General features: G+C 60.1%; 13 protein-coding genes. 9 read left to right on the top strand and 4 right to left on the bottom strand.

Annotation, left to right across the window (positions count from 1 at the left end; translation table 11 throughout):
• Positions 1–68: 68 nt before the first annotated feature.
• Together ABTV29_RS27120 and ABTV29_RS27125 are read right to left on the bottom strand one after the other, a co-directional pair.
• Positions 69–629, bottom strand: coding sequence for a response regulator transcription factor (locus ABTV29_RS27120; RefSeq protein WP_433767631.1), 561 nt, complete (start codon positions 627–629; stop codon positions 69–71).
• A complete protein-coding gene (locus ABTV29_RS27125) occupies positions 622–1,884 on the bottom strand; it encodes an ATP-binding protein (protein ID WP_433767632.1) in 1,263 nt (420 codons plus the stop codon). Before ABTV29_RS27125 ends, ABTV29_RS27120 begins: the two co-directional genes overlap by 8 nt.
• A gap of 363 nt (positions 1,885–2,247) precedes the next feature.
• Between ABTV29_RS27125 and ABTV29_RS27130 the strand changes: the two genes are divergently transcribed.
• The 9 genes from ABTV29_RS27130 (at position 2,248) to ABTV29_RS27170 (ending at position 14,215) form a co-directional block, all read left to right on the top strand.
• Entirely contained in the window at positions 2,248–2,964 is a 717-nt protein-coding gene (locus ABTV29_RS27130) for an SIMPL domain-containing protein (protein WP_433767633.1), read from the top strand.
• A gap of 471 nt (positions 2,965–3,435) precedes the next feature.
• Positions 3,436–5,061, top strand: a complete 1,626-nt coding sequence (locus tag ABTV29_RS27135) for an ABC transporter substrate-binding protein (protein WP_433767634.1) — start codon at positions 3,436–3,438, stop codon at positions 5,059–5,061.
• 305 nt (positions 5,062–5,366) lie between these two features.
• Positions 5,367–6,968, top strand: coding sequence for an ABC transporter substrate-binding protein (locus ABTV29_RS27140; RefSeq protein WP_433767635.1), 1,602 nt, complete (start codon positions 5,367–5,369; stop codon positions 6,966–6,968).
• A gap of 175 nt (positions 6,969–7,143) precedes the next feature.
• Complete coding sequence (locus ABTV29_RS27145) at positions 7,144–8,559, top strand: OprD family porin (RefSeq protein ID WP_433767636.1); 1,416 nt, start codon at positions 7,144–7,146, stop codon at positions 8,557–8,559.
• Between the two features lie 78 nt (positions 8,560–8,637).
• On the top strand, positions 8,638–10,233 hold the full coding sequence (locus tag ABTV29_RS27150) for an ABC transporter substrate-binding protein (protein WP_433767637.1): 1,596 nt from the start codon (positions 8,638–8,640) through the stop codon (positions 10,231–10,233).
• A gap of 74 nt (positions 10,234–10,307) precedes the next feature.
• Positions 10,308–11,318 carry an ABC transporter permease subunit gene (locus ABTV29_RS27155; protein ID WP_110966326.1) on the top strand — a complete coding sequence of 337 codons (1,011 nt, stop codon included), beginning with the start codon at positions 10,308–10,310 and terminating at the stop codon, positions 11,316–11,318.
• Between the two features lie 11 nt (positions 11,319–11,329).
• The gene (locus ABTV29_RS27160; protein WP_433767639.1) at positions 11,330–12,256 is read left to right on the top strand and encodes an ABC transporter permease subunit; all 927 of its coding nucleotides are present in this window, start codon (positions 11,330–11,332) and stop codon (positions 12,254–12,256) included.
• 10 nt (positions 12,257–12,266) lie between these two features.
• Complete coding sequence (locus ABTV29_RS27165; RefSeq protein WP_433767640.1) at positions 12,267–13,235, top strand: ABC transporter ATP-binding protein; 969 nt, start codon at positions 12,267–12,269, stop codon at positions 13,233–13,235.
• Positions 13,235–14,215 (top strand): peptide ABC transporter ATP-binding protein, encoded by a 981-nt coding sequence (locus ABTV29_RS27170; protein ID WP_433767641.1) that lies wholly within the window; start codon positions 13,235–13,237, stop codon positions 14,213–14,215. The genes ABTV29_RS27165 and ABTV29_RS27170 overlap by 1 nt, the downstream gene beginning before the upstream one ends.
• A gap of 181 nt (positions 14,216–14,396) precedes the next feature.
• On the opposite strand, the gene ABTV29_RS27175 is transcribed toward ABTV29_RS27170, so the two are convergent.
• Together ABTV29_RS27175 and ABTV29_RS27180 are read right to left on the bottom strand one after the other, a co-directional pair.
• Positions 14,397–14,654, bottom strand: a complete 258-nt coding sequence (locus tag ABTV29_RS27175; RefSeq protein ID WP_433767643.1) for a hypothetical protein — start codon at positions 14,652–14,654, stop codon at positions 14,397–14,399.
• A 335-nt stretch (positions 14,655–14,989) separates the two neighbouring features.
• Positions 14,990–16,573 carry a peptide chain release factor 3 gene (locus tag ABTV29_RS27180; protein WP_433767644.1) on the bottom strand — a complete coding sequence of 528 codons (1,584 nt, stop codon included), beginning with the start codon at positions 16,571–16,573 and terminating at the stop codon, positions 14,990–14,992.
• Positions 16,574–16,674 lie beyond the last annotated feature (101 nt).

Genomic DNA, 16,674 nt, shown 5'->3' on the forward strand with positions numbered 1-16,674 from the left:
CACGAACCGATCATAGATGATCGGTTCGGATTGTCGCGAGGAACGACCCGCATCTGTTCAGCGCAGGTTCAGCGACGAACGGGACGCTTCTGCAGTTTGCGCTGCAGCGTTCGGCGGTGCATGCCCAGGGCGCGGGCGGTGGCGGAAATATTGCCTTCGTGCTCGGTCAGCACGCGCTGAATGTGTTCCCACTGCAAGCGGTCCACGGACATCGGGTTTTCCGGCACCAGGCTGTCGAGATCGGCGTGCTCGGACAGCAGCGCGGCCAGCACGTCGTCGGCGTCGGCCGGTTTGCACAGGTAGTTGCAGGCGCCGCGCTTGATCGCTTCCACGGCGGTGGCAATGCTCGAATAGCCGGTGAGGATCACCACGCGCATTTCCGGGTCCATTTCCAGCAGCTTGGGTAACAGCACCAGGCCCGAATCGCCATCCATTTTCAGGTCCAGCGCGGCATAGTCCGGCAGGTCGCTCTGGGCCAGGGTCAAGCCTTCTTCGGCGGAACTGGCGGTGCTGACGCGAAAGCCGCGGCGAGCCATGGCGCGGGCCATGACCCGGGTAAAGGTCGCATCGTCGTCGACCAGCAGCAAATGCGGCAGCTCTTCGCCTTCAACCTGGATGTCGTCACTCATGTTCGTCTCCTCGGGCGCCGTGGGGCAGGCGCAGCTCGGTGAGCGTGCCGCCTTCCTCATGACTATAGAGTTTCACTGAGCCGCCGGCGCGTGTCACGCTGGCCTTGCTCAAAAACAGGCCCAGGCCGAAGCCTTTGCCCTTGGTGGTAAAAAACGGCTTGCCGATCTGCTCGGCAATGGCCAGCGGCACACCGGCACCGTGGTCGCGGATGCTGATGGTCAAGTCCTCGGCATTCCAGTCCAGGGTCACCTGCAGCCCTTCGGGGCAGGCGTCGGCGGCGTTATTCAGCAGATTCAGCAGGGCCTGGGTCAGGTCCGGTGGCGGCGCCATGCGCGGCACCGTGCCCTGGCCCAGGCGCTGGAAGCGATAACTGGCTTCGGGGCGCATCAGGTGCCAGCGATTGAGCGCTTCGTCGAGCCAGTCGGTGACATCCTGCATCTCCACCGCCAGGCGACGATTGGCCTCCGCCGCCCGCACCAGCTGCTGCAAGGTCTCCTTGCAGAGCTTGACCTGATCCTGCAGCACGCTGAGGTCGTCCTGCAACATCGGGTCGTGATGGTCCTGACGCATCTCCTTGAGCAGCACGCTCATGGTCGCCAGTGGCGTGCCCAGCTCGTGGGCGGCGCCGGCCGCCTGGGTCGCGACGGCCAGCAATTGCTGATCGCGCAGGCCTTCTTCGCGGCGAATGGCGCGCAGTTCTTCCTGGCGACGCAACTCTTCAGCCATGCGCGCGGCGAAGAAAGTGATCACTGCCGCCGCCAGGGCAAAGCTCAGCCACATCCCGTAGACCTGCAGGTTTTCCCGGGCGATCGGGAAGGTTTGCAGTGGATAGAAGCGCGCCAGCAGCAAGGTGTACATCGTCAGCGCGATGCCGGACAGAATCACCGAATAGCGCCACGGCAGCGTCACCGCGGCGATGGTCAGCGGTACCAGGTAATAGGAAACGAAAGGGTTGGTCGAGCCGCCGGAGAAGTACAGCAAGGCACTGTGGATAAACAGGTCGCAGGCCAGTTGCACGGCGTACTCGAGTTCGGTGACCGGCCAAGTGGTGCGCAGGCGAATCGCCGTGAACGCACAGAGCAGCATCGAACAACCCAGGGTTGCGGCCAGTTGAAACCAGGGCAATGGCAGCAGTTCGAGCCAGTAGGCCAGGCCCACCGAGCCGGCCTGGGCGGCCAGTACCAGGGTGCGGATGAATGTCAGCCGCCAGAGGTTCTGGCGAGTGGCGGATGTGATTTGAACGGGGGCGAGCATGAGCTCTCCTGATGAGCGCTCCAGGCGGATCGCAGGGAGTATAACCAAGCACGGAGGCTGACAGGCAAAAGTGCGGCAAACCGCCACAGCCTATCTATCAAGCAGTTCCCATGTGGCGAGGGAGCTTGCTCCCGCTCGGCTGCGCAGCAGTCGCGAAATCGGTGTGCAAAATGTTCCTGCTTCATTTCAGTGAATGACTGGGGACTGCTTCGCAGTCCAGCGGGAGCAAGCTCCCTCGCCACAGGGTCACCTGCCCTGCATCTGTATAGAAGTTGTAACTGTGCGAACCCGATCATTAAAGCTAGAGTCTGATGGTTTCACGCAGGCCCGGACCATTGCCTGCGCACCACCTTAGGAGCCTTCATGCACACATTCCGCCGCAGCGCCGCCCTTCTCGCCCTGAGCGTTGGCACCGTCGCCAGCCTCCCGGCCCTGGCCGCCGACGAACTTCATTACAACCAGATTTCCCTGCGCGCCGAAGTCAGCCAGGAAGTGGCTCGCGACCTGATGATCGTGACGCTCTACACGGAAGAGCAGAACACCGACCCGGCCAAACTCGCCGCCGACGTCAGCACCACCATGAACAAGGCTCTGGCCCAGGCCAAGCAGGTCAAGGACATCACCCTGCGCCAGGGCAGCCGCAACAGCTACCCGATCTACGACGCCAAGGGCCAGAAAATCACCGGCTGGCGTGAGCGCGCCGAACTGCGCCTGGAAAGCACCGATTTTGCTGCCTTGTCGAAGCTGACCGGTGAACTGCTGACTGACCTGAAAATGGGTGGCATGGACTTCGCCATCGCCACGCCAACCCGCAAGGCCAGCGAAGACACCCTGCTCAAGGAAGCCGTGACCGCATTCAAGGCCCGCGCCCAACTGGCCACCGACGCCCTGGGTGGCAAGGGCTACAAAATCGTCAACCTGAACTTCAACAGCAACGGCTTCCCGCAACCCTACATGCGCGCACCGATGATGATGAAAGCCGCCAGCATGGATGCCGCCCCGGTGACCCCGGAAGTTGAAGCCGGCACCAGCCAGGTGACCATGACGGCCGACGGTTCGATTGAAGTGCTGATGCCTTGATTCGGTAACCGGCAAGCAAAAAAAAGGCAATCACCCACCGGTGATCGCCTTTTTTTCTGCAAACAGCATCTATGCTCAATGCCGGGACGGGCAGGTAACCCTTAAAAAAACGACATCAGTTGCACTTGGTACAACCAACGGCCAAAGCGCAATTGCGGTGCAACAATAACCACTCCCATTCAGCCCCACAGGACCGGGTTTAAATAGGTAACACCCTCGCCCCGTCCACGGGCAACCCAAGGCTTGAATGCACCATAAAAGTGCACGAAATGCACTGCAAAAATGCCTCGCAAACGGTTAAATGCGTCAAAAATTACACAAATGCGACATTAAGGTACGTTCGTGCCACCGTTTAAGGCTTATAAACGCATCGCATCTTGCATTGGGTATGGCCCCTGCATAAGTATCCGCAGGCACGACTCACGAGGTCGTCCTCAAAATCAAAAAATGACAACAAATCATGAGGCCACCATGCTCAAACAAGCGGTCATTCCGTTTTTAGTCGGCGCCAGCCTGTTGGCTAGCGCGCCGTTCGCTCAAGCTGCGACTAACCTGGTGTTCTGCTCCGAAGGGAGCCCGGCCGGTTTCGATCCAGGTCAATACACCACCGGAACCGACTTCGACGCCTCTGCAGAAACCATGTTCAACCGCCTGACTCAGTTCGAGCGTGGCGGCACCGCCGTTATTCCTGGCCTGGCGACCAGCTGGGACGTCTCCGCTGACGGCCTGACTTACACCTTCCACCTGCGTGAAGGCGTCAAGTTCCACACCACCCCGTATTTCAAGCCGACTCGTGAGTTCAACGCCGACGACGTGCTGTTCACCTTTAATCGCATGATTAACAAGGATGACCCGTTCCGTAAGGCGTACCCAACCGAATTCCCGTACTTCACCGACATGGGGATGGACACCAACATCACCAAGATCGAGAAGGTCGACGACAAGACTGTCAAGTTCACCCTCAAGGACGTTGATGCCGCGTTCATCCAGAACATGGCCATGAGTTTCGCCTCGGTCCAGTCCGCCGAGTACGCTGCCCAACTGCTCAAGGAAGGCAAGGCTGCCGACATCAACCAGAAGCCGATCGGTACTGGCCCGTTCGTGTTCAAGAGCTACCAGAAAGACTCCAACATCCGCTACACCGGGAACAAGGACTACTGGAAGCCTGACGACGTCAAGGTCGACAACCTGATCTTCGCCATCACCACCGACCCGTCGGTACGTATTCAGAAGCTGAAGAAGAACGAGTGCCAGATCACCCTGTTCCCTCGCCCGGCCGACCTGAAGGCGCTGCGCGAAGACAAGGCCCTGAAACTGCCTGACCAGGCAGGTTTCAACCTGGGTTACATCGCCTACAACGTGATGCCGCAGCTCAAGGGTCAAACCACTCCAAACCCGCTGGCCGACCTGAAAGTGCGTCAAGCGCTGGATATGGCGGTCAACAAGCCACAGATCATCGAATCGGTTTATCAGGGCGCCGGCCAACTGGCCGTCAACGCCATGCCTCCGACCCAGTGGTCCTACGACACCACTATCAAAGATGCCAAGTACGACCCTGAGAAAGCCAAGGAGCTGCTCAAGGAAGCTGGCGTGAAAGAAGGCACCGAGATCGTTCTGTGGGCCATGCCTGTACAGCGTCCATACAACCCGAACGCCAAGCTGATGGCTGAGATGTTGCAGTCCGACTGGAAGAAGATCGGCCTGAACGTCAAGATCCAGAGCTACGAATGGGGCGAATACATCAAGCGCGCCAAGGGTGGCGAACAGCAAGGCATGCTGATTGGCTGGAGCGGCGACAATGGTGACCCCGATAACTGGCTGAACGTGCTGTTCGGTTGCGACTCGCTGGATGGCAACAACTTCTCCAAGTGGTGCGACAAGAAGTTTGACGACCTCGTCAAGCAAGCCAAGCGCACCTCGGACCAGGCCAAGCGCACCGAACTGTACAAGCAGGCGCAACACGTCCTCAAAGATGCTGTTCCATACACACCTATCGCTCACTCGACGGTGTTCCAACCGATGCGTGCCGAAGTACAGGACTTCAAGATCAGCCCGTTTGGCTTGAACTCCTTCTACGGCGTCAGCGTCAGCAAGTAAGTTATTGCAACGGCGACGTTTCCGACGTCGCCGTTGCTTTATCTACCGAGAAAGCAGGAAACCGCCTACATCTAAATCGTCTGCTGCCTACAGCAGAACGCTAGGACGCGTTGACTTTTCCCACAAGTCTTTCGGACTTTACGCATTTACTGCCGGACCTACGGTTCATACCGTCAGGATCCGACCAGTTCATGCGTGGGTCATCGGTTACTTTTGCTGTACGTCATGGCTGGAAACCAATGAAGCCTCCACGTCCCCGGACGGGACGACGGCTCATTGCCAAAACACTGAACAGAGGGAGCGTCATGCGCCATACCTTGGTTTTATCCGCATTGCTGGGCACCGGCCTGTTGGCCGCCACATCCATGAGCCAGGCCGCCAATAACAGCCTGGTGTTCTGCTCCGAAGGCAGTCCCGCCGGTTTCGATACGGCGCAGTACACGACCGCGACCGATAACGACGCCGCCGAGCCGCTGTACAACCGCCTGGCAGAGTTTGAAAAGGGCGCGACCAATGTCGTACCTGGCCTGGCGACCAGTTGGGATATTTCCGAGGACGGCCTCAAGTACACCTTTCACCTGCGTCCGGGGGTGAAGTTTCATACAACCAAGTACTTCACACCGACCCGCGATTTCAATGCCGATGACGTGCTGTTCACGTTCAATCGCATGCTCGATCCGCAACAACCTTTCCGTAAGGCTTACCCGACCGAATTCCCGTATTTCAACGGCATGAGCCTGAACAAGAACATCGCCAAGGTCGAAAAGACCGGGCCGCTGACCGTGGTCATGACGCTCAATAGCGTGGACGCCGCGTTCATCCAGAATATCGCCATGAGTTTCGCCGCCATTCTCTCCGCCGAGTACGCCGACAAGCTGCTGGCCGAGGGCAAGCCGAGCGATATCAACCAGAAGCCGATCGGCACCGGGCCGTTCGTGTTCAAGAGCTACCAGAAAGACTCCAACATCCGTTACACCGGCAACAAGCACTACTGGGACCCGAGCCGCGTGAAGCTCGACAACCTGATTTTCGCCATCAACACCGACGCCTCGGTGCGTGTGCAGAAACTCAAGGCCGATGAGTGCCAGATCACCCTGCACCCGCGTCCCGCCGACGTGACCGCGCTGAAGAACGACCCCGCACTGCAATTGATCGAGAAACCCGGTTTCAACCTGGGCTACATCGCCTACAACGTGCGCCACAAACCATTCGACCAGCTCGAAGTGCGCCAGGCGCTGGACATGGCGGTGAACAAGCAAGGCATTCTCAACGCCGTTTACCAGGGTGCTGGCCAACTGGCGGTCAACGCCATGCCGCCAACCCAGTGGTCCTATGACGAAACCATCAAGGACGCCGCCTACAACCCTGAAAAGGCCAGGGAACTGCTCAAGGCTGCCGGCGTGAAGGAAGGCACCGAAATTACCCTGTGGGCCATGCCCGTACAGCGTCCGTACAACCCCAATGCCAAGTTGATGGCCGAAATGCTCCAGGCGGACTGGGCGAAGATCGGCCTGAAGGTGAAGATCGTCAGCTACGAGTGGGGTGAGTACATCAAGCGCACCAAGAACGGCGAGCACGACATCAGCCTGATCGGCTGGACCGGTGACAACGGTGACCCGGACAACTGGCTCGGCACGCTCTACAGCTGCGACGCCATCGGTGGCAACAACTACTCCATGTGGTGCGATCCGGCTTACGACAAGCTGATCAAGCAGGCCAAGGTCGTGACCGATCGCGAGCAACGCACCCAGCTCTACAAACAGGCGCAGCAGTATCTCAAGCAGCAGGTACCGATCACGCCAGTCGCCCACTCGACGGTCAACCAGCCGTTGAGCGCCAAAATCGAAGGGTTCAAGGTCAGCCCGTTCGGTCGCAACGTGTTCTCGGGTGTCAGCATCGAAAAATAACAAAACCGTGTAGCCAAAACGCTGGGGGCGCATTGCGCCCTCACGCAAGCGCATTGCCGAAATTCGCCAATCCGGCATAAAGCAAACGTTTGCAAGGCGTCAATGAGTTCCAAAGCAAATAGCCGGATCACCCAATAAGACCGGCATTAAAAAAAGAAAGTAAGGAGCTTCACCCATGAAACTGAGCAGCACCGCGATACTGGCCCTGGCCATCAGCAGCGTAACCGCAACGGCTTACGCTGAGACTCAAAGCCAGGCGTACACCCCGGTTACCGTGAATGAGAAAAGCGCCCAGGCCGAAGCCACTGGCTTCCTCGAAGGTCAGTCGATCAGCGGCACGACCCGCAACTGGTACGCCAACGAACAACTGAAGCGCGGCGGCAAATTCGCCTACCGGAAAGACGGCGTATCGACTCCGACCGACCGCCGTATCAACTGGGTTCAAGGCACCATCGTCAAGTACAACTCGGGCTTCACCGAAGGCACTGTCGGTTTCAGCACCGAAGTGGCAGCCTACAACGCCATTGCCCTGGAACGTGATCGCGAGAACCTGGCCTCCAACAATGGCGGCGCACCAGGCACTCGTCCAGGCGCGGGCAACAACCGTACCCTGACCAAGGAAGGCGGCGACGCTCAAGGCCAGTGGAGCAAGCTGGGCCTGGCCAACGTGAAGGCTCGCGTTTCCAACACCACCCTGACCGCCGGCCGCATGAACTTCAGCAGCCCGCAGGTCGATGTCATCGGCAACCGTGCCCTGCCATCGAGCTTTGAAGGTGTCGCGATCCACAGCGAAGAGCTGAACAACCTGCAGTTCGACCTGGCCACGTTCGACCGCGTATCGCCGCGTACCGAAGAAAGCCTGAGCAAGTTCCGCTCCGAGTACGGCAACATCAATGCCGAAGCCGATCACGTGAACACTGCCGGTATCACTTACCAGCCATTCGCCAGCCTGACCACCAGCCTCTGGGGCACCCAGGCCGAAGACCTGTGGAACCAGTACTACTTCGGCGCCACCCACGTGCTGGGTGACAGTTCGGTCCTGAGCCTGACCACCGGCCTGAACTACTACAAGACCGTCGACGAAGGCAAAAAGCTGCTGGGCGAAATCGACAACGACACCTACTCGCTGTCGTTCGGCCTGACTCACCAGGCTCACACCCTGACCTTCTCCTACCAGGAAGTGAACGGTAACGAGTACTTCGACTACCTGCACGAAACCAACGGCATCTACCTGGCCAACTCCCTGCTGTCGGACTTCAACGGCCCGAACGAGAAGTCCTTCCAGGTCGCCTACGGCCTGAACATGGCCGAATACGGCGTGCCAGGCCTGAAGTTCAACATCTACCAGGCTCGCGGCTGGGGTATCGACGGTACTCACTACAACAGCACCGGCTACTCCGACGTGAAGGCGATGGACGGCGAACACCACTACGAATACGGCATCGGTGCTTCCTACGCCGTACAGAGCGGCCCGCTCAAGGCCACTACCGTTCGCGCGACCTACACCGCTCACCGTGCCAGCGAAAACCAGGCTGACGGCAGCATCAACGAGTTCCGTCTCGTGACCACCGTTCCGTTCAACATTCTGTAATGCACCGGCCGGGCGGCTGATTCCACGAAGAATCGGCCTTCCGGCTTTTGTCCTTTAACCGATTGCAGAGGGTTCTTGATGAAAATGCTTCCCCTACGTGCGGCCATCGCGGCCGCCTTGCTGAGTGTCGCGGTTGGCGTATCGGCCAAACCCCTGGTGGTTTGCACCGAGGCCAGCCCCGAAGGCTTCGACATGGTCCAGTACACCACTGCAGTCACAGCCGATGCGGTGGCCGAGACCATTTTCAATCGCCTGGCTGACTTCAAGCCCGGCACCACCGAGGTGATTCCGGCACTGGCCGAATCCTGGGACATCAGCGAAGACGGCCTGAGCTACACCTTCCACCTGCGCAAAGGCGTCAAGTTTCACACCACCGAATACTTCAAGCCGACCCGCGACATGAATGCCGACGACGTGGTCTGGAGCTTCCAGCGCCAGCTGGACCCGAACCACCCATGGCACAAACTCTCGAGCGTGGGCTTCCCGTACTTTGAAAGCATGGGCTTCAAGGAACTGCTCAAAAGCGTCGAGAAAGTCGACGACAACACGGTCAAGTTCACTCTGACCCGCCAGGAAGCGCCATTCCTGGCCGACATCGCCATGGCGTTCTCCTCGATCTACTCCGCCGAGTACGCCGACCAGTTGCTCAAGGCCAACAAGACCGGCGACCTGAACAACAAGCCGGTCGGCACCGGCCCGTTCGTCTTCCAGCGCTACAACAAGGACGCCCAGGTACGCTTCAAGGCCAACCCGGACTACTTCCGTGGCAAGCCACCGGCTGAATCGCTGATCCTGGCCATCGCCACCGACAACAACGTGCGCCTGCAAAAGCTCAAGGCCAACGAGTGCCAGGTCGCGCTGTACCCGAAACCGGATGACATCCCGAGCATCAAGAAAGACCAGAAACTGAAGGTCGATGAGCTCAATGCCATGACCGTTTCGTACATCGCCATGAACACCCAGCACAAGTACATGAGTGACGTGCGCGTGCGCAAAGCCATCGACATCGCCTTCGACAAAGAGGCCTATGTCAACGCGCTGTTCGGCAAAGGCAATGCCACCGTGGGCGTCAACCCGTTCCCGGACACCCTGCTGGGCTACAACCACAGCCTGAAGAACCCGGCTCGCGACCTGGACAAGGCCCGTGCCCTGCTCAAGGAAGCCGGTGTACCGGAAGGCACCACCTTCACCCTGTTCACCCGCAATGGTGGCGGCCCGACCAACCCGAACCCGATGCTCGGCGCGCAGATGATGCAAGCCGACCTGGCCAAGGTCGGTATCAAGATCGACATCCGCGTGATGGAATGGGGCGAAATGCTCAAACGCGCGAAAAACGGCGAGCACGATATGGTTTCTGCCGGATGGGCGGGCGATAACGGTGACCCGGATAACTTCCTGACGCCTATGCTCAGTTGCGAAGCGGCCAAGAACGGCGAAAACTACGCACGCTGGTGCAATGATAAATTCCAGGCCCTGATCGACCAGGCCCGGGAAAAAACCGACCCGGCCGAACGTGCAGCGTTGTACGAACAGGCTCAGGTTATTTTTAACCAGGACCAGCCATGGATCAGCATGGCGCACACTAGAATGTTCACCGCAATGCGCAACAACGTAGAGGGCTATCACATTAGCCCCCTCACCACGAATAACTTCGCCACCACCCAGGTGAAGTAAATAAGAAAACTCCCGGCATGCCTGATCCCAGGCCTGCCGGGCACGCCTAACCGGCTGATGAGGTACACCACACGATGTTTAGTTTTATTGCCCGCCGACTGGGGTTACTGATCCCCACGTTCTTCGGCATCACGTTGCTGACTTTCGCGTTGATTCGCATGATCCCTGGCGACCCCGTGGAAGTCATGATGGGAGAACGTCGGGTCGACCCCGAAATGCACGCTCAGGCAATGGAACGCCTTGGTCTGAACAAGCCGCTGTACGTCCAGTACCTGGATTACGTCGGCAAACTGGCCCACGGCGATCTGGGAGAATCCCTGCGTACCCGTGAAAGCGTCTGGACCGAGTTCACCTCCCTATTCCCCGCGACCCTGGAACTGTCCATGGCCGCGCTGCTGTTCGCCGGCATCCTGGGCCTGCTGGCCGGGGTGATTGCGGCACTCAAGCGAGGATCCCTGTTCGACCACGGGGTGATGGGCGTCTCCCTGGCGGGATACTCGATGCCGATCTTCTGGTGGGGCCTGATCCTGATCATGTTCTTCTCGGTGTCCCTTGGCTGGACCCCGGTATCCGGGCGGATCGACCTTCTGTACGACATCGAGCCGCGCACCGGCTTCATGCTCATCGATACGCTGCTGGCTGACGAGCCAGGTGCGTTCGCCGATGCCCTGCACCACCTGATCCTGCCGGCCATCGTCCTGGGCACCATTCCGCTGGCGGTCATCGCCCGGATGACCCGCTCCTCGATGCTCGAAGTGCTGCGCGAGGATTACATCCGTACCGCCAAGGCCAAAGGCCTGTCGCCAGCACGCGTGGTATTCGTGCACGGCCTGCGCAACGCGCTGATTCCGGTACTGACCGTGGTCGGCCTGCAAGTCGGCACCCTGCTGGCCGGTGCGGTCCTGACCGAAACCATCTTCTCCTGGCCGGGCATCGGCAAATGGCTGATCGAAGCCATCGGCGCCCGTGACTATCCAGTCGTACAAAACGGCATCCTGTTAATCGCCTGCCTGGTGATTCTGGTCAACTTCGTAGTGGACATCCTCTACGGCTTTGCCAACCCACGCATCCGTCATCAGCGCTGAGGTCAATATTCATGAGCACTCCAACTTCCTCAGTAGCCACCGCCGCAGCCGCCGCGGATCAAAGCCTGCTGTACCCATCGCCGTACAAGGAATTCTGGCAAGCGTTTGCCAAGAACAAGGGCGCCGTCGCCGGCCTGCTGTTCATGCTGCTGGTAATTTTCTGCGCCATCTTCGCCCCGTGGGTTGCCCCCCATGACCCGAGCGAGCAGTACCGCGACTTCCTGCTGACCCCGCCAGCCTGGCTGGAAGGCGGGCAACTGCAGTTCCTGCTGGGCACCGATGAACTGGGTCGCGATCTGCTTTCGCGCCTGATCCAGGGTTCGCGCCTGTCGCTGCTGATCGGTCTGTCGTCGGTGGTGATGTCGCTGATCCCGGGCATCCTGCTGGGCCTGTTCGCCGGTTTCTTCCCGAAAATGATCGGCCCGACCATCATGCGTCTGATGGACATCATGCTGGCCCTGCCATCGCTGCTGCTGGCCGTGGCGATCGTCGCCATCCTCGGCCCAGGCCTGATCAACACCGTGATCGCCATCGCCGTGGTATCGCTGCCGTCCTACGTTCGTCTGACCCGCGCCGCGGTGATGGGCGAGCTGAACCGCGACTACGTGACCGCTGCGCGCCTGGCCGGTGCCGGCCTGCCGCGCCTGATGTTCGTGACCGTGCTGCCTAACTGCATGGCGCCGCTGATCGTTCAGGCAACCTTAAGCTTCTCCTCGGCGATTCTCGATGCCGCCGCCCTGGGCTTCCTCGGCCTTGGCGTACAACCGCCAACCCCTGAGTGGGGCACCATGCTGGCCTCGGCTCGCGACTACATCGAACGCGCCTGGTGGGTAGTCAGCCTGCCTGGTTTGACCATTTTGCTCAGCGTGCTGGCAATCAACTTGATGGGTGACGGCCTGCGCGACGCGCTGGACCCGAAACTCAAGAACGCCGCCTGAGGAGATTCCAATGTCACTGCTAGAAATCAAGAATCTCAACGTTCGCTTCGGCGACAAGAACGCCACACCGGTAGTCGACGGCCTCGACCTGAAGGTGGACAAGGGCGAAGTACTGGCCATCGTTGGCGAGTCCGGTTCCGGCAAGTCCGTAACCATGATGGCGCTGATGGGCCTGATCGAGCACCCGGGGATCGTCACCGCCGACTCGCTCAGCTTTGACGGCAAGGACATGCTCAAGCTCAGCAACCGTCAGCGCCGGCAGATCGTCGGTAAAGACCTGGCCATGGTGTTCCAGGACCCGATGACCGCGCTGAACCCGAGCTACACCGTGGGCTTCCAGATCGAGGAAGTGCTGCGCCTGCACCTGAAACTGTCCGGCAAGGCCGCTCGCCAGCGCGCCATCGAGTTGCTGCAGAAAGTTGAAATCCCGGGCGCGGCCAGCCGTATGGACGCCTACCCGCATCAACTGTCCGGTGGTATGAGCCAGCGTGTCGCGATCGCCATGGCGATTGCCGGCGAACCGAAACTGCTGATCGCCGACGAACCGACCACCGCACTGGACGTGACCATCCAGGCGCAGATCATGGATCTGCTGCTGGCCCTGCAGAAAGAGCAGAACATGGGCCTGGTGCTGATCACCCACGACCTCGCCGTCGTGGCCGAAACCGCCCAGCGCGTGTGCGTGATGTATGCCGGTCAAGCGGTGGAAGTCGGCCAGGTGCCGCAACTGTTCGACATCCCGGCGCATCCGTACAGCGAAGCGCTACTCAAGGCGATTCCGGAACACAGCCTGGGTGCCTCGCGCCTGTCGACCCTGCCGGGCATCGTGCCGGGCCGTTACGACCGTCCACAGGGCTGCCTGCTGTCGCCGCGCTGCCCGTACGTGCAGGACAACTGCCGCGCGCAGCGTCCAACCCTTGACCCGAAAAGCAACAGCCTCGCCCGCTGCTTCTACCCGCTGAACCAGGAGGTGGCGTAATGGCCGTCGTACTTACCGCCCGCGACCTGACCCGTCACTACGAAGTGTCCCGTGGCCTGTTCAAGGGCCACGCCACCGTGCGCGCCCTCAACGGCGTGTCGTTCGAACTCGAAGCCGGCAAGACCCTCGCGGTCGTGGGCGAATCGGGCTGCGGCAAATCCACCCTGGCCCGTGCCCTGACCCTGATCGAAGAGCCGTCCTCGGGCTCCCTGAAAATCGCCGGCCAGGAAGTGGCCGGCGCCGACAAGGCCCAGCGCAAACAACTGCGCAAAGACGTGCAGATGGTGTTCCAGAGCCCGTACGCCTCGCTCAACCCGCGGCAGAAAATCGGTGATCAGCTGGCCGAACCGCTGCTGATCAACACCAACCTGTCTGCCGCCGAACGTCGCGAGAAAGTCCAGGCGATGATGAAGCAGGTCGGCTTGCGTCCCGAGCACTACCAGCGTTATCCGCACATGTTCTCCGGCGGTCAGCGCCAACGGATCGCCCTGGCCCGCGCCATGATGCTGCAACCGAAAGTGCTGGTGGCGGACGAACCGACCTCGGCACTGGACGTGTCGATCCAGGCGCAGGTGCTCAACCTGTTCATGGACATGCAGCAGGAGTTCAACACAGGTTACGTGTTCATCTCCCACAACCTGGCCGTGGTGCAGCACGTGGCCGATGACGTGATGGTGATGTACCTCGGTCGCCCGGTGGAAATCGGTCCGAAGGACGACATCTATGCCCGTCCCCTGCACCCGTACACCCAGGCACTGCTGTCGGCGACACCGACCATCCACCCGGATCCGTCGAAGCCAAAAATCAAGATCGTCGGCGAGTTGCCCAACCCGCTGAACCCGCCACCGGGCTGCGCGTTCCACAAGCGCTGCCCGTACGCCACCGAGCGCTGCAGCAGCGAAGAGCCGGCCCTGCGCCAGCTCGACAGCCGCCAGGTGGCTTGCCACTACGCCGAGCAGTTCCTCGACGGCGCGGCATAAAAGCAAAAAACTGTAGGAGCGAGCCTGCTCGCGATAGCGATCTGTCAGTCGGTATACATGCTGACTGACAGGACGCCATCGCGAGCAAGCTCGCTCCTACAGGGGATATGCGTTAACCCAACCCCCTTCTATTTCGATTGCGCATCGGTCGAGGCAGAAGGGGTTTTCTTTTGCCTCAAATCTACGTCTGGCTATCACCTTCGTCAGGATCATCCGAGTCTGGCTCGTCGGTGGTCGAGTCATCATCGCCCTCGCTGCCACCCTGCCCCTTGTCACCGGCCTCGGAGTCGGACGCAGCTATCATCAACCCACCCTGCCCCACCTGCCCGCTCGAAGCCTGGGTATCGTGATTCTCACATTCAGCCCAGGCCATCGATGTCCCGAAGGACAGCATCACCACCACCTTCAACAGCAATAAAACACGAAGCAACTTGTTCATAGCCGAATCCTTCCTTTCTTGAGGGCCTGTCTGGCGCTGAGTGAAATCTAGTTCCGAACAGCGGGGTTCTCCAGATAGGACGCTAACGAAGGGACGGAATGCGGTGGTTTCAGAGACTGGTTTTGAATAAGGGTTATACCCAAATCCACTAACACCGATGGGCCCTTGTAGGAGCGAGCCTGCTCGCGATGGACGCTAACGATGACGCGTACTGTCTGGATAAACGCGGTGTGCTTGAGATCTTCGCGAGCAGGCTCGCTCCTACAGGGGAATGAGCAGGCAATAAAAAACCCCGCAGCTTTCGCAACGGGGTTTTCGGTGTTTCAGCTCAGCGCTTAGTGATGCTCGCGCGTCGCACGGAATTTCACGTCCGGCCAGCGCTCTTCCATCAGCGCCAGGTTGACCCGCGTTGGAGCCAGGTAGGTCAGGTGACCGCCGCCGTCCAGCGCCAGGTTTTCCACGGCCTTGTTGGAGAATTCCTCGAGCTTCTTCTTGTCGCTGCAATCGACCCAGCGCGCGGAGTACACGGTGATGGGCTCGTAGGAGCACTCGACCTTGTATTCCTCTTTCAGGCGACTGGCGACCACATCGAACTGCAGCACACCCACGGCACCGAGGATGATGTCGTTGCTGCGCTCGGGGAAGAACACCTGGGTCGCGCCCTCTTCGGCCAGCTGTTGCAGGCCCTGGCGCAGTTGCTTGGATTTCAGCGGATCCTTCAGGCGCACGCGGCGGAACAGTTCCGGGGCGAAGTGCGGGATGCCGGTGAAGCCCAGGGTTTCGCCTTCGCTGAAGGTGTCGCCGATCTGGATCGTGCCGTGGTTGTGCAGGCCGATGATGTCGCCCGCGTAGGCCTCTTCCAGCTGCTCGCGCTCGGAGGAGAAGAACGTCAGGGCGTCGCCGATACGCACGTCCTTGCCGGTCCGCACGTGGCGCATCTTCATGCCTTTTTCGTACTTGCCGGAGCAGATACGCATGAAGGCGATGCGGTCGCGGTGCTTGGGGTCCATGTTCGCCTGGATCTTGAAGATGAAGCCCGAGAACTTCTCTTCCACCGGCTCCACGGTGCGCTCGTTGGCCACCCGTGGCAGCGGGCGCGGTGCCCAGTCGACAACGGCGTCGAGTACGTGATCGACACCGAAGTTGCCCAGCGCGGTACCGAAGAACACCGGGGTCATCTGACCGTCGATGAACTCCTGCTGGTTGAACTCGTGGCAGGCGCCCTGAACCAGTTCGAGCTGTTCGAGGAAACGCTCGTACTCGTCACCCAGATGCTCGCGCGCCTCGTCGGAATCGAGCTTCTCGATGATCTTGGTCTCGGTGCGTTCGTGACCATGACCGGCGGTGTAGACAATGATGTAGTCGCCGGCGAGGTGATACACGCCCTTGAAATCACGGTAGCAACCGATCGGCCAGGTGATGGGCGCCGCCTTGATCTTCAGGACCGCTTCGATTTCGTCGAGCAGTTCGATCGGGTCGCGGATGTCACGGTCGAGTTTGTTGATGAAGCTGACGATCGGCGTGTCACGCAGACGGCAGACGTCCATCAGGGCGATGGTCCGTGGCTCTACACCCTTACCGCCGTCGAGCACCATCAACGCCGAGTCCACCGCGGTCAGGGTGCGGTAGGTGTCTTCGGAGAAGTCTTCGTGGCCCGGTGTGTCGAGCAGGTTGATCATGTGCTCGCGATACGGGAACTGCATGACCGACGTGGTAATCGAGATACCCCGCTGCTTTTCCATTTCCATCCAGTCGGAGGTGGCATGGCGGTCGGACTTGCGGGATTTCACCGTACCGGCCACAGCAATCGCCTTGCCCATCAGCAAGAGCTTTTCGGTGATGGTGGTTTTACCGGCGTCGGGGTGGGAAATAATGGCGAAAGTGCGGCGTTTCGCGACTTCGGCGGCCTGTCTGGTCATGGGAAATCGCCTGGCGGTGATCAAAAAAAGGGCGGCGAGTATAGCGCAAACCGACCTCCACGAACCACCGTTCGCCCCGCAGGAAGGCCATCCGGGGTGGC

The organism is Pseudomonas putida (assembly GCF_050989985.1).
Classification (GTDB): domain Bacteria; phylum Pseudomonadota; class Gammaproteobacteria; order Pseudomonadales; family Pseudomonadaceae; genus Aquipseudomonas; species Aquipseudomonas putida_AI.